Source organism: Pseudomonas sp. S2_A10, from assembly GCF_054668465.1.
The window spans coordinates 3187213-3202161 of the sequence record NZ_CP162773.1; the positions used below are offsets into that span (position 1 = coordinate 3187213).

11 protein-coding genes are annotated in these 14949 nt (G+C 59.6%); all 11 read left to right on the plus strand.

All coding sequences use genetic code 11. From position 1 onward, the window contains the following. The first annotated feature begins 34 nt into the window (after positions 1–34). A complete protein-coding gene (rseP, locus tag AB4N41_RS14260; protein ID WP_056783211.1) occupies positions 35–1387 on the plus strand; it encodes a sigma E protease regulator RseP in 1353 nt (450 codons plus the stop codon). A 74-nt stretch (positions 1388–1461) separates the two neighbouring features. Beyond that, entirely contained in the window at positions 1462–3837 is a 2376-nt protein-coding gene (gene bamA, locus AB4N41_RS14265) for an outer membrane protein assembly factor BamA (RefSeq protein ID WP_041478127.1), read from the plus strand. Positions 3838–3882: 45 nt separating this feature from the next. Next, positions 3883–4386, plus strand: coding sequence for an OmpH/Skp family outer membrane protein (locus AB4N41_RS14270; protein WP_003222140.1), 504 nt, complete (start codon positions 3883–3885; stop codon positions 4384–4386). A gap of 3 nt (positions 4387–4389) precedes the next feature. Beyond that, positions 4390–5445, plus strand: coding sequence for a UDP-3-O-(3-hydroxymyristoyl)glucosamine N-acyltransferase (gene lpxD / locus AB4N41_RS14275; protein ID WP_056783213.1), 1056 nt, complete (start codon positions 4390–4392; stop codon positions 5443–5445). Between the two features lie 106 nt (positions 5446–5551). After that, entirely contained in the window at positions 5552–5992 is a 441-nt protein-coding gene (gene fabZ / locus AB4N41_RS14280) for a 3-hydroxyacyl-ACP dehydratase FabZ (RefSeq protein WP_016771469.1), read from the plus strand. Further along, positions 5989–6765 carry an acyl-ACP--UDP-N-acetylglucosamine O-acyltransferase gene (lpxA, locus tag AB4N41_RS14285; protein WP_016771468.1) on the plus strand — a complete coding sequence of 259 codons (777 nt, stop codon included), beginning with the start codon at positions 5989–5991 and terminating at the stop codon, positions 6763–6765. The genes fabZ and lpxA overlap by 4 nt, the downstream gene beginning before the upstream one ends. Positions 6766–6767: 2 nt before the next feature. After that, the gene (gene lpxB, locus AB4N41_RS14290) at positions 6768–7898 is read left to right on the plus strand and encodes a lipid-A-disaccharide synthase (RefSeq protein ID WP_435405987.1); all 1131 of its coding nucleotides are present in this window, start codon (positions 6768–6770) and stop codon (positions 7896–7898) included. An 11-nt stretch (positions 7899–7909) separates the two neighbouring features. Beyond that, positions 7910–8536, plus strand: coding sequence for a ribonuclease HII (rnhB, locus tag AB4N41_RS14295; RefSeq protein WP_016771466.1), 627 nt, complete (start codon positions 7910–7912; stop codon positions 8534–8536). 76 nt (positions 8537–8612) lie between these two features. Then, positions 8613–12134: a DNA polymerase III subunit alpha gene (gene dnaE, locus AB4N41_RS14300; protein ID WP_056783220.1), complete on the plus strand. Its 3522-nt coding sequence runs from the start codon at positions 8613–8615 to the stop codon at positions 12132–12134. A gap of 139 nt (positions 12135–12273) precedes the next feature. After that, the gene (locus tag AB4N41_RS14305) at positions 12274–13221 is read left to right on the plus strand and encodes an acetyl-CoA carboxylase carboxyltransferase subunit alpha (protein WP_016771465.1); all 948 of its coding nucleotides are present in this window, start codon (positions 12274–12276) and stop codon (positions 13219–13221) included. A 132-nt stretch (positions 13222–13353) separates the two neighbouring features. Next, positions 13354–14682: a tRNA lysidine(34) synthetase TilS gene (gene tilS, locus AB4N41_RS14310; RefSeq protein ID WP_252877524.1), complete on the plus strand. Its 1329-nt coding sequence runs from the start codon at positions 13354–13356 to the stop codon at positions 14680–14682. Positions 14683–14949 lie beyond the last annotated feature (267 nt).

Below are 14949 nucleotides of genomic sequence, written 5' to 3' on the forward strand. Positions count from 1 at the left end.
CACGCGACACTGAACAGGATTGCGGAGAAAGTAGATGAGCGCGCTCTATATGATTGCCGGCACCCTGATCGCCCTGGGTGTGCTGGTCACCTTCCACGAATTCGGCCATTTCTGGGTCGCGCGTCGCTGTGGCGTCAAGGTTCTGCGTTTTTCCGTGGGCTTTGGCATGCCGTTGCTGCGCTGGCATGACAAGCAAGGCACCGAGTTCGTGGTCGCCGCGATTCCGCTGGGCGGCTACGTCAAGATGCTCGACGAGCGCGAAGGCGAAGTGCCGGTCGATCAACTCGATCAGTCGTTCAATCGCAAATCGGTACGTCAGCGTATCGCCATTGTTGCTGCCGGCCCGATTGCCAACTTCCTGCTGGCGCTGGTGTTTTTCTGGGTGCTGGCGATGCTCGGCAGCGAGCAGGTGCGTCCGGTCATCGGCGCAGTCGAGTCCGGCAGCATTGCCGCCAAGGCAGGTCTGAACGCGGGTCAGGAGATCGTCTCGATCGATGGCGAGCCAACGTCCGGTTGGGCTGCGGTCAATCTGCAACTGGTGCGTCGTCTCGGTGAAAGCGGTGCCATTCAATTGCTGGTGCGCGAGCAGGGTTCGACTGCCGAGTCGCCCCGCACGCTGGCACTGGATAACTGGCTCAAAGGTGCCGACGAGCCGGATCCGATCCGCTCGCTGGGCATTCGTCCTTGGCGTCCGGCCTTGCCGCCGGTGCTTGCCGAGCTGGACCCGAAAGGTCCGGCCCAGGCCGCCGGGCTGAAAACCGGCGATCGCTTGCTGGCTCTTGATGGTCAGCCGCTGAGTGACTGGCAGCAGGTGGTTGATACCGTTCGTACGCGTCCTGATACCAAAATCATGCTGCGCATCGAGCGCGACAATGCTCAAATCGACGTCCCTGTGACCTTGGCGGCGCGCGGTGAAAGCAAATCGCCAAGCGGTTATCTGGGCGCGGGCGTCAAAGCCATCGACTGGCCGCCAGAAATGATCCGCGAGGTCAGTTATGGCCCGCTGGCCGCGATTGGCGAGGGTGCCCGTCGCACTTGGACCATGAGCATTCTGACGCTGGATTCACTGAAGAAAATGCTGTTCGGCGAGCTCTCGGTAAAAAACTTGAGTGGACCGATAACCATTGCTAAAGTGGCGGGCGCTTCTGCCCAGTCGGGCGTCGCTGATTTCCTGAATTTCCTTGCTTATCTGAGTATTAGCCTGGGCGTTCTGAATTTGCTGCCCATTCCTGTACTGGATGGGGGGCATTTGTTGTTTTATCTGATCGAGTGGGTGCGTGGTCGCCCCTTGTCGGATCGGGTGCAAGGTTGGGGGATACAGATCGGTATCAGTTTGGTGGTCGGGGTGATGTTGCTTGCTCTGGTCAACGATCTGGGTCGACTGTAACGCTTCGCTGAATTGCGAATCTGCCGCATTTTGCGGCAGTTTGTTTATTGCCAGTTGGAATAAGAAAGGACTTCATGAAACGTCTGCTGCTAACTGCGGTTCTCACCGTATTGATGATCGCCGAAGTTCACGCCGAGTCCTTCACTATCTCTGATATTCGCGTCAATGGCCTCCAGCGGGTCTCCGCGGGTAGCGTCTTTGGTGCCTTGCCGTTGAACGTCGGCGAGCAGGCGGATGATCGTCGCCTGGTGGAATCCACTCGTGCGTTGTTCAAAACCGGTTTCTTTCAAGATATCCAGCTGGGCCGCGAAGGCAACGTTCTGGTCATCACCGTGGTCGAGCGTCCATCGGTCGCCAGTATCGAAATCGAAGGCAACAAGGCGATTTCCACTGAAGACCTGATGAAAGGCCTCAAGCAATCCGGTCTGGCCGAAGGCGAAATCTTCCAGCGCGCCACCCTCGAGGGTGTGCGTAACGAACTGCAACGTCAGTACGTCGCCCAGGGTCGCTACTCGGCAACCGTCGACACCGAAGTGGTTTCGCAGCCGCGTAACCGCGTGGGTCTGAAGGTGAAGATCAACGAAGGTACCGTTGCCGCCATTCAGCACATCAACGTGGTAGGCAACACGGTTTTCCCTGAGGAAGACCTGACCGACCTGTTCGAACTGAAAACCACCAACTGGCTGTCGTTCTTCAAGAACGATGACAAATATGCCCGCGAAAAACTTTCCGGTGACCTGGAGCGTCTGCGTTCCTACTATCTGGACCGCGGCTATATCAACATGGACATCGCTTCGACCCAGGTATCGATTACCCCGGACAAGAAGCACGTCTACATTACTGTCAACGTCACCGAAGGCGAGAAGTACACCGTTCGTGACGTCAAGCTCAGCGGTGACCTGAAAGTCCCTGAAGACCAGATCAAGTCGCTGTTGCTCGTGCAGAAGGGCCAGGTGTTCTCGCGCAAGCTGATGACCACCACCTCCGAGCTGATCACCCGTCGTCTGGGTAACGAGGGCTACACCTTCGCCAACGTCAACGGCGTGCCTCAGCCGCATGATGATGACCACACTGTGGACATCCTCTTCGCTGTCGATCCGGGCAAGCGTGCCTACGTAAACCGCATCAATTTCCGTGGCAACACCAAGTCCGAGGACGAAGTGCTGCGTCGTGAAATGCGTCAGATGGAAGGTGGCTGGGCTTCGACCTACCTGATCGACCAGTCCAAGACCCGTCTTGAGCGTCTGGGCTTCTTCAAGGAAGTCAACGTTGAAACCCCGGCCGTGCCAGGTGTCGACGACCAGGTTGATGTGAACTACGCCGTTGAAGAACAGGCTTCCGGTTCGATCACCGCCAGCGTCGGTTTCGCCCAGAGCGCCGGTCTGATCCTCGGTGGCTCGATCACCCAGAACAACTTCCTCGGTACCGGTAACCGCGTCAGCATCGGCCTGACCCGCAGCGAATACCAGAGCCGCTACAACTTCGGCTACGTTGACCCCTACTGGACCGCTGATGGCGTGAGCCTGGGTTACAACGCGTTCTATCGCACCACCGACTACGATGAACTCGATGCCGATATTTCCAGCTATGCGGTAGACAGCCTCGGTGCGGGCGTGAACGTCGGCTACCCGATCAGTGAGACTTCGCGTCTGACGTTCGGTCTGTCTGCCCAGCAGGACAAGATCAACACCGGTCGCTATACCGTTGACGAGATTTTCGATTTCGTCGAGAAGGAAGGCGACAACTACCTGAACTTCAAGGCCTCGGCCGGTTGGTCCGAGTCGACTCTGAACAAAGGCGTGTTGCCGACCCGTGGTCGTTCCCAGAGCCTGACCCTGGAAACCACCATTCCTGGCAGCGACCTGTCGTTCTTCAAACTTGACTACCGTGGTCAGCTGTTCCAGCCGATCACCGAAAACTACACACTGCGCCTGCACTCCGAACTCGGTTATGGCGATGGTTACGGTTCGACCGATGGTCTGCCGTTCTATGAAAACTACTATGCCGGTGGTTTCAACTCGGTTCGTGGCTTCAAGGACAGCACCCTCGGCCCGCGTAGTACGCCGAGCCGTGGTAACAACCCTGGCACTATCGCTGACCCGGACCAGGATCCGTTGCCGTTCGGTGGTAACGTCCTTATCCAGGGCGGTGTAGAAGTTCTGTTCCCGCTGCCATTCGTCAAGGATCAGCGTTCCCTGCGTACTTCGGTCTTCTGGGATGTCGGTAACGTGTTTGACTCGCAGTGCAAGGACACTACGAACGCGAATGGTTCGTCGTCCAACACCAAGTGCAACGACATCAGCCTGAGCAACATGGCCAGTTCCGTAGGTGTCGGCGTGACCTGGGTCACCGCACTGGGTCCGTTGAGCTTCGCCCTGGCGATGCCGATCAAGAAACCGGATGACGCTGAAACTCAAGTGTTCCAATTCTCCCTCGGCCAGACGTTCTAAGCGTCTGACCCAAGATAACGACAATGGATTTTGTAGGAGTGCATCGTGCGTAAGTTGACTCAATTGGTTCTCCTGGCCTCCGTACTGGTGGCAGGCCCGGCGTTCGCCGACATGAAAATTGCCGTGCTGAACTATCAGATGGCTCTGCTGGAATCCGACGCGGCGAAGAAGTACGCGGTGGATGCAGAGAAGAAGTTCGGTCCGCAACTGACCAAGCTGAAAACCCTGGAAAGCAGCGCCAAAGGCATTCAGGACCGTCTGATGGCCGGTGGCGACAAAATGCAGCAGGGCGAGCGTGAGCGTCTGGAGCTGGAATTCAAGCAAAAGGCTCGTGACTTCCAGTTCCAGTCCAAGGAACTGAATGAAGCCAAAGCCGTTGCCGACCGTGAAATGCTCAAGCAACTGAAGCCGAAACTGGACAGTGCCGTGGAAGAAGTCATCAAGAAAGGTGGTTTTGACCTGGTGTTCGAGCGTGGCGCAGTCATCGATGTCAAACCTCAGTACGACATCACGCGCCAGGTTATCGAGCGCATGAATCAGCTGAAGTAACCCATGACCGTGACTATCAGGCTCGGCCAGTTGGCCGAGCACCTCGGCGCCACCCTGCGTGGCGACCCCGAGACGCAAATTACTGGGCTAGCCACTTTGCAAGAGGCTGGCCCAGCTCAGTTGAGCTTTCTGGCAAATCCCCAATACCGCAAATACCTGGCCGGTTCTCAGGCAGCTGCACTGCTGCTCAAGGAAGCCGACGCCGAAGGTTTCGCCGGTAATGCCTTGGTGGTGCCTGATCCTTACCTGGCCTATGCACGCATCTCGCATCTGTTCGATCCAAAGCCAAAAGCGGCTGGCGGGATTCATCCGACAGCGGTGATCGCGGCGGACGCAGTGGTTGATCCAAGTGCCAGCATCGGTCCGTTCGTGGTGATCGAAGCCGGTGCACGCATCGCTGCTCAGGTCACGCTGGGCGCGCATTGCGTAGTCGGCGCCCGCAGCGAAATCGGTGAAGGCGGCTGGCTGGCTCCGCGCGTCACGCTCTATCACGATGTGCGCATCGGCAAGCGTGTGGTTATTCAGTCCGGCGCAGTGATCGGCGGTGAGGGCTTCGGCTTCGCCAACGAAAAAGGTGTCTGGCAGAAAATCGCCCAGATCGGTGGCGTGACCATCGGCGACGATGTCGAGATTGGCGTGAACACCGCCATCGACCGCGGCGCTCTGGCCGATACGGTGATTGGCAACGGTGTGAAGCTCGACAACCAGATTCAGATCGCGCACAACGTCCAGGTCGGTGATCACACCGCCATGGCTGCATGCGTTGGCATTTCCGGCAGCACCAAGATCGGCAAGCACTGCATGCTCGCCGGCGGTGTTGGTCTGGTCGGCCACATTGATATTTGCGACAACGTTTTCCTGACCGGGATGACCATGGTGACTCACTCGATTACCGAGCCGGGCGCCTATTCTTCCGGCACAGCCATGCAACCGGCGGCCGAATGGCGCAAAAGCGCGGCCCGAATCCGTCAGCTCGATGACATCGCGCGACGGTTGAAACAGCTGGAAAAGCGCGTTGGGGAAGTGACCCCTGACGGTAATGCTTCATCTGATGGCTGATACCATTTCCATATCAAGTGTGCACAGCCTCTGGACTGCCTCCTTGATTTGCTAGAGGAGTGCGCGTCAGTCGCGCTCCCAATCTTTACATAGGCTTTCCCCTGAAATGATGGACATCAACGAGATTCGCGAATACCTGCCTCACCGTTACCCGTTCCTGCTGGTGGACCGGGTGGTGGAACTGGACACTGAAGGCAAGCGAATTCGCGCCTACAAGAATGTCAGCATCAATGAACCGTTCTTCAATGGTCACTTCCCTGCGCATCCAATCATGCCGGGCGTGCTGATCATCGAAGCGATGGCTCAGGCTGCCGGGATCCTCGGTTTCAAGATGCTCGACGTCAAACCGGCCGACGGCACCCTGTATTACTTCGTCGGTTCCGACAAGCTGCGCTTCCGCCAGCCAGTCAAGCCGGGCGATCAGTTGATCCTTGAAGCGACTTTCATCAGCTGCAAGCGCAAGATCTGGAAGTTCGAATGCCAGGCTTCGGTGGACGGCAAGCCGGTCTGCTCGGCAGAAATCATCTGCGCGGAACAGAAAGTATGAGTTTGATTGACCCTCGCGCAATCATCGATCCGTCCGCCGTTCTGGCTGACGGCGTCGAGGTCGGCCCGTGGTCGATCATCGGCGCAGGTGTGGAAATCGGCGAGGGTACCGTGATCGGGCCGCATGTGATCCTCAAGGGGCCGACCCGCATTGGTAAACACAATCGCATCTACCAGTTTTCTTCGGTAGGCGAAGACACCCCGGATCTGAAGTACAAAGGCGAGGAAACCCGCCTGGTGATCGGCGACCACAACGTTATTCGTGAAGGCGTGACCATTCACCGTGGCACCGTGCAGGACCGTTCGGAAACCACCTTGGGTGATCACAACCTGATCATGGCCTATGCCCACATCGGCCATGACAGCGTCATCGGCAATCACTGCATTCTGGTCAACAACACTGCGTTGGCCGGGCATGTGCACGTTGACGACTGGGCGATCCTCTCCGGTTTCACCCTGGTGCATCAGTACTGCCACATCGGCGCCCACAGCTTTTCCGGCATGGGCACAGCGATCGGCAAGGACGTTCCGGCGTTCGTCACCGTATTCGGCAACCCCGCCGAAGCGCGCAGCATGAACTTCGAAGGCATGCGCCGTCGCGGTTTCAGCGAAGACGCGATTCATGCGCTGCGCCGCGCCTACAAGACTGTCTACCGCCAAGGCCTGACGGTCGAGCAGGCGCTGGCAGAGCTGGCCGAGCCGTCTGCGCAGTTCCCTGAAGTCGCCGTGTTCCGCGATTCGATCCAGGCGTCGACTCGCGGCATCACCCGCTGATCATGGCCAGTCTGCGTATCGCGCTGGTGGCGGGTGAGGCTTCCGGTGACATTCTCGGCGCCGGCCTCATGCGCGCGCTCAAGGCACAGCACCCGGCAGTCGAGTTCATCGGCGTCGGCGGTCCGCTGATGCAGGCCGAAGGCCTGACCTCGTACTTTCCCATGGAGCGCTTGTCGGTCATGGGGCTGGTGGAGGTCCTCGGTCGGCTGCGTGAGTTACTCAAACGCCGCAAAGAGCTGATTGCCACACTGATCGCCGCCAAGCCGGACGTGTTCATCGGCATCGATGCGCCGGATTTCAACCTCAATATCGAACTCAAGCTGCGTCAGGCCGGGATCAAGACCGTGCATTACGTCAGCCCGTCGGTCTGGGCGTGGCGGCAGAAGCGGGTGCTGAAGATCCGCGAAGGTTGCGATCTGATGCTGACCCTGTTGCCGTTCGAGGCGAAATTCTACGAAGAGAAAGGCGTGCCGGTGCGTTTCGTCGGTCACACCTTGGCCGATACCATTCCGCTGCAAGCCGACCGCGCCGCTGCACGCACCGAACTGGGATTGGCCGACGGCCCGCTGGTAGCGCTGATGCCGGGCAGCCGTGGCGGGGAAGTCAGTCGCCTCGGTGCGCTGTTCCTCGACACCGCCGAACGTCTGCGCGCCATGCGTCCGGGCGTGCGCTTTGTCATGCCTTGTGCAAACCCGGACCGCCGGGTGCAACTCGAGGCCTTGCTTGCTGGCCGGGATTTGCCGGTAACTTTGCTCGACGGTAAATCTCATCTGGCGCTCGCCGCGTGCAACGCCGTGTTGATCGCCTCCGGCACTGCTACCCTTGAAGCGCTGCTGTACAAGCGGCCGATGGTGGTGGCGTATCGGTTGGCGCCGCTGACATTCTGGATTCTCAAACGCATGGTCAAAAGCCCATACGTGTCGCTGCCCAACTTGCTCGCTCAGCGCTTGCTGGTGCCGGAGTTGTTGCAGGATGATGCGACTGTCGAGGCGTTGGCGCAGACGCTGTTGCCCTTGATCGATGGCGGTGATGAACAGACCCGCGGTTTCGACGAGATCCACCGCACGCTGCGGCGCGATGCTTCCAATCAGGCGGCGCAAGCCGTCCTTGACCTGATCGGCAAAACACAATGAGCAAGACAAGCATGCAAATGGGTCTGGATTTCACTCTGGTAGCCGAAGTCGAAGAACTGGTCGCTGGTGTTGATGAAGTCGGTCGTGGTCCGTTGTGCGGTGCGGTGGTGACGGCGGCAGTGATTCTCGATCCGAACCGGCCGATCCTCGGCCTCGACGATTCGAAAAAACTCACCGAAGCCAAGCGCGAAAAGCTCTATGACGAGATCTGCGAAAAGGCGCTGAGCTGGTGCATCGCTCGCGCCGAAGTCGAAGAAATCGACGATCTGAATATCCTCCACGCGACCATGCTGGCCATGCAGCGCGCGGTTGCTGGTCTGCACATTCAGCCGAAACTGGCGATGATCGACGGTAACCGCTGCCCGCATCTGCCGATGCGTGCCGAGGCGGTGATTCAGGGCGACGGCAAGGTGCCGGCGATCGCGGCGGCGTCCATTCTGGCCAAGGTCAGTCGTGACCGCGAAATGGCTGCGTTCGAATTGATCTACCCGGGCTACGGCATCGGCGGCCATAAAGGCTACCCGACGCCCGTTCATCTGGAAGCACTGGCGCGGCTCGGCCCGACGCCGATTCACCGCCGCTCGTTCGCCCCGGTACGCCTGGCTTACGAGGCGCGGGAAAGCCTGACGCAGGTTTAGGCGCAAGGCTGATGTTTTATTCGAGGCCCGGTACAATCCGGGCCTCGTTGTCTCTATGTAACTGGACAGGATCACTATGCCGGCTTCATTCGTTCATCTACGCCTGCACACTGAATACTCCCTGGTCGACGGGCTGGTGCGGATCAAGCCGCTGGTCAAGGCGCTGACCGCCATGAACATGCCGGCGGTCGCGGTCACCGACCAGAACAACATGTGTTCCCTGGTCAAGTTCTATAAAAACGCCATGGGCGCCGGCATCAAGCCGATCTGCGGCGCCGACCTGTGGCTGGCGAACAAGGACCCGGATGCACCGCTGAGCCGCCTCAGCCTGCTGGTGATGAACGCTCAGGGTTATCGCAATCTCACCGAACTGATCTCGCGTGGCTTCATCGAAGGCCAGCGCAACGGCATGGTCATCGTCGAGCGCGAATGGGTGGCCGAGGCCAACGAAGGTTTGATCATGCTGTCCGCCGCCAAAGAAGGCGAGATCGGCATGGCCATGATCGGTGGCAACCCGGCGGAAGCCGAAGCGCTGGCGCGCGAGTGGATGGCGGTGTTCCCGGATCGCTTCTATCTGGAAATCCAGCGCACCAACCGCCCCAACGATGAAGAACAGCTGCATGGCGCCGTGGCCCTGGCCGACAAGCTCGGTGCGCCGCTGGTGGCGACCAACGATGTGCGCTTCATCAAGCAGGAAGACTTCGCCGCCCACGAAACCCGCGTGTGCATCGGTGAGGGCCGCGCCCTCGATGACCCGCGTCGTTCGAAGAATTACAGCGATCAGCAGTACCTGAAAAGCGCCGAGGAAATGCTCGAGCTGTTCAGCGATATTCCCGACGCGATCGAAAACACCGTCGAGATCGCCAAGCGCTGCAACATCGAAGTGAAGCTGGGCACACACTTCCTGCCCAACTTCCCGATCCCCGATGGCATGACCATCGACGAATATTTCCGCAAGGTCTCCTTCGAAGGTCTCGAAGAACGCTTGGCTGTGCTGCTGCCCAAAGACACTACCGAAGACTACGAAGCCAAGCGTCAGGTCTACGTCGACCGCTTGAATTTCGAGCTGGATATCATCATCCAGATGGGCTTCCCCGGTTACTTCCTGATCGTGATGGACTTTATCCAGTGGGCCAAGAACAACGGCGTGCCGGTAGGTCCGGGCCGTGGGTCGGGTGCCGGTTCGCTGGTGGCTTACGTACAGAAGATCACCGACCTCGACCCGCTGGAATATGACCTGCTGTTCGAACGTTTCCTCAACCCGGAACGGGTTTCCATGCCCGACTTCGACGTCGACTTCTGCATGGACGGTCGTGACCGGGTGATCGATTACGTGGCCGAAAAGTACGGCCGCAACGCGGTGAGCCAGATCATCACCTTCGGTTCCATGGCCGCCAAGGCTGTGGTCCGTGACGTGGCGCGGGTGCAGGGCAAGTCCTATGGCCTGGCGGATCGTCTGTCGAAGATGATTCCGTTCGAAGTCGGCATGACCCTGGAAAAAGCCTACGAACAGGAAGAAATCCTGCGCGACTTCATCAAGGTCGATGAAGAAGCAGCGGAAATCTGGGAGATGGCGCGCAAGCTTGAGGGCGTGGTGCGTAACGTCGGCAAGCACGCCGGTGGTGTGGTGATCGCACCGACCAAACTCACCGACTTCTCGCCGATCTATTGCGACGAGGCCGGTGACGGTCTGGTGACCCAGTTCGACAAGGACGACGTTGAGGCCGCCGGTCTGGTGAAGTTCGACTTCCTCGGCCTGCGTACCCTGACGATCATCGACTGGGCGCTGAAAACCATCAACCGCGACCGCGCCAAGGTCAACGAGCCGCCGCTGGATATCGCCTTTATCCCGCTCGACGACAAGCCGACCTATCAGTTGCTGCAAAAAGCCGAAACCACGGCGGTGTTCCAGCTTGAATCCCGGGGCATGAAAGAGCTGATCAAAAAGCTCAAGCCCGACTGCCTGGAAGACTTGATCGCACTCGTTGCACTGTTCCGTCCCGGTCCGCTGCAATCGGGCATGGTGGACGACTTCATCAACCGTAAGCACGGTCGCGCCGAACTGGCCTATCCGCACTCGGACTACCAGTACGACGGGCTCAAGCCGGTACTGGCGCCGACTTACGGCATCATCCTGTATCAGGAACAGGTGATGCAGATTGCCCAGGTCATGGCCGGTTACACCCTCGGCGGTGCGGACATGCTGCGTCGGGCGATGGGTAAGAAAAAGCCCGAAGAAATGGCCAAGCAGCGCGGCGGCTTCATCGAGGGCTGCGCGACCAACGGGATCGACGCGGATCTTGCCGGTAACATTTTCGACCTGGTGGAAAAATTCGCCGGTTACGGCTTCAACAAGTCCCACTCCGCCGCTTACGGCCTGGTGTCGTACCAGACCGCTTGGCTGAAAGCTCACTACCCGGCGCCGTTCATGGCCGCGGTACTTTCGGCGGATATGCACAACACCGACAAGGTCGTGACCTTGATCGAGGAAGTGCGGACGATGAAGCTGCGCCTCGACGCGCCGGACGTGAACACTTCGGAGTTCAAGTTCACGGTGAACGACGACGGCCGCATCGTTTACGGCCTCGGCGCGATCAAAGGCGTCGGTGAAGGCCCGGTGGAAGCGATCACCGAAGCGCGACAGGCCGGTCCGTTCAAGGATCTGTTCGATTTCTGCGCGCGGGTCGACCTCAAGCGCATCAACAAGCGCACCCTCGATGGACTGATCCGCAGCGGTGCGCTGGATCGCCTCGGCCCGTATTTCCACGACGAACAAAAGGCCTATCAGGCCAACATCGACCGTAACCGCGCGGTATTGCTGGCGGCGATGGAAGAGGCGATCAAGGCGGCCGAGCAGACCGCGCGAACCCACGACAGTGGCCACGCCGACCTGTTTGGCGGCTTGTTCGTCGAAGAAGACGCCGACGTTTACGCGTCTCATCGCAAAGCCAAGGAACTGACCCTCAAGGAACGCCTCAAGGGTGAAAAAGACACCCTGGGCCTGTACCTGACCGGTCACCCGATCGACGAATACGAAGGCGAAATCCGCCGCTTCGCCCGTCAGCGCATCATCGACCTGAAACCGGCGCGCGATACGCAGACGGTGGCGGGGATGATCATTGCCCTGCGGGTGATGAAGAACAAGAAGGGCGACAAGATGGGCTTCATCACCCTCGACGACCGCTCCGGACGGATCGAAGCGTCGCTGTTTGCCGATGCGTTCCATTCGGCGCAGTCGCTGCTGCAGACCGACGCGATGGTGGTGGTCGAAGGCGAGGTCAGCAATGACGACTTCTCCGGCGGCCTGCGCCTGCGGGTCAAGCGCGTGATGAGCATGGAAGATGCGCGCACCAATCTGGCCGAGAGCCTGCGCCTGAAGCTGCACACCCAGGATCTGAAAGGCGATCAGCTACGCTGGTTGGGCGAACTGCTCAAGCGTCATCGCGGCGCGTGCCCGGTGACCATGGAGTACACCAGCCCGGATGCGAAGACCTTGCTGCAGTTCGGCGAGACCTGGCGGATCGACCCGGCGGATGCCTTGATTCAAGCCCTGCGTGACCAGTTCGGGCGAGACAACGTCTTCCTCCAATACCGTTGACCGGCAAGTGCCATCATGGCGCTTGCCCGCAACCTGAATTTTTAATCTCGACCTCAGCGCGCCTCTCCCTTAAGGTAGGGCGCGAATAGACAACCGGCCGGCCCAAGCTCACTTGGGACACGACCCAAGACGGACGCCTATGAACCCGAATTTTCTAGATTTCGAACAGCCGATCGCCGACCTGCAAGCCAAGATCGAAGAGTTGCGCTTGGTCGGTAATGACAATTCGCTGAATATCGGCGATGAGATCTCCCGCCTGCAGGACAAGAGCAAGACGCTGACCGAAGACATCTTCGGCAAGCTGACCAGCTGGCAGATCGCACGCCTGGCGCGTCACCCGAAACGCCCTTACACCCTCGATTACATCGAGCACATCTTCACCGAGTTCGACGAGCTGCACGGCGACCGTCACTTCTCCGACGACGCTGCCATCGTTGGCGGTATCGCCCGTCTGGAAGACCAGCCGGTGATGATCATCGGCCACCAGAAGGGCCGTGAAGTGCGTGAGAAAGTTCGCCGCAACTTCGGTATGCCGCGTCCGGAAGGCTACCGCAAGGCCTGCCGTCTGATGGAGATGGCCGAGCGCTTCAAGATGCCGATCCTGACCTTCATCGATACCCCGGGCGCTTATCCTGGCATCGACGCTGAAGAGCGCAACCAGAGCGAAGCGATTGCCTGGAACCTGCGTGTGATGGCGCGTCTGAAGACTCCGATCATCGCCACTGTAATTGGTGAAGGTGGTTCCGGCGGCGCACTGGCCATCGGCGTCTGCGATCAATTGAACATGCTGCAATATTCGACCTACGCGGTGATCTCGCCGGAAGGTTGCGCATCGATCCTGTGGAAGACCGCCGAGAAAGCACCGGATGCCGCTGAAGCAATGGGCATCACCGCTGAGCGTTTGAAAGGCCTGGGTATCGTCGACAAAGTGATCAGCGAGCCACTGGGCGGCGCCCATCGTGACCCGGCTGCTGCCGCCGCTTCGATCCGCGCCGAACTGAGCTCGCAACTGGCAATGCTCAAGCAGTTCGATAACGAAGCGCTGCTCAAGCGCCGTTACGATCGCCTGATGAGCTACGGTCTCTAAGTCAGACGCGCATTATCCCTGTGGGAGCGAGCCTGCTCGCGAAACCGGTATGACAGTCGACGAAATTGTTGAATGTTAAATCGCTTTCGCGAGCAGGCTCGCTCCCACAGAGGGTTAGGCAAAGGTGCAGATATGGGCCAGTCCCCGATTGATTTGCCATCCCGTCTTCTGCTGAATCTTGAGCCTTGGCGCCACGCCGCTCACTGGCGCATCGCCTTCTCCGGTGGCCTCGATTCCACCGTCCTCCTGCATCTGCTCGCCACTCTGGCGAACACCGAATCCCTCCCTGCGCTCAGCGCCATTCATATCCACCACGGCCTTCAGGCTGCGGCCGATGCATGGCCGCAACATTGCCAGGCCGTTTGTAATGCGCTGGGCGTGCCGTTGCAAGTGAAGCGGGTGACCGTAAAGGGCGGGGCGAGCCTGGAGCGGGCGGCGCGGGATGCGCGTTATGCCGCGTTCAGTTCGCTGACGCAGACCAATGACGTGTTGCTGACTGGCCAGCACCGCGATGACCAAGCGGAAACGCTGCTTTTTCGGCTGTTGCGCGGTGCCGGTGTACGCGGGCTCGGGGCGATGCCGCAGCGGCGCCCAGTGGGGCAGGGCACGCTGGTTCGACCGTTGCTGGATGTCAGCCGTGCTGAGCTGGAAGGTTATGCACAGGCGCATCAGTTGCGCTGGATCGAAGACCCGTCGAACCAGGACCGGCAGTTTTCGCGCAACTATCTGCGCCATCAAGTCATGCCGGTCCTCACCGAACGCTGGCCGCAAGCGCAGGCCAGCATGGCGCGCACGGCTGCGCATCTGCGTGAGGCGCAGGGCTTGCTCGATGAGCTGGCGCAGATCGATCTCGCACAAGCCGAAACGGTCCATGAATTCGCTTGGCTGGGTGTGCCATCCCTGGAGCTGACATCATTGAGGGCATTGTCTGACGCGCGCCAGCGAAATGCCCTCAGCCACTGGCTCGAACCATTGACCCGGCTGCCAGATGCTGACCATTGGTCGGGTTGGACAACACTGTGCAATGCCGGCGCCGACGCTTCTCCGATCTGGCGTCTGGCCGACGGAGAGCTGCACCGCAGCGGCCGTCGCGTCTGGTGGCTGAGCGGCAATTGGTTGGGCGCGCCAGTGATCGGCGCCGACTGGCAGACCCCGACTTCAGCGCTACGCTTGCCGGATAACGGACGCGTAATGCTCCACGGGCAAGCTCCATCCGGGCCTTTGCGTATTGCCTATCGGCAAGGCGGTGAGGTCATGCAACTGGCCGAGCGCGGCAGTCGTGATCTCAAGCGTCTGCTCAACGAGCGCGCGGTCCCGGCCTTCGTGCGTGGCAGATTGCCGCTGCTGTTTCGTGGCGAAGAATTGCTCGCCGTGGCGAACCTGCCGGGTCTTGCTGGTCAGATGGACGAAGGCTGGACATTGCACTGGCAGCCAACAGACGAAGATCAAGGTTTGAGCTGAAAGGAGCATTCCGGTAGACTACGCTCCCTTCTTGATACAACTTCTGTGGATTCGCCTGAATTGCAGGAGTTGCCGATTACCAAGCAGTCTTTGCTGGGCGATTCCAAAAAATGTGTAGCGAGCAACGTACCGGTGTTTCATCTGCCGGTCTGTCACAACGCGGCGGTTTTTTCGAAAGGTGCACTGTGATTAATGCAGGTGATCGGGGGCTTCGGCCTTCCTTCGCTTTCCCCGGCGGCTCGTTCCGCTTTAACGCAGACTTCTAGG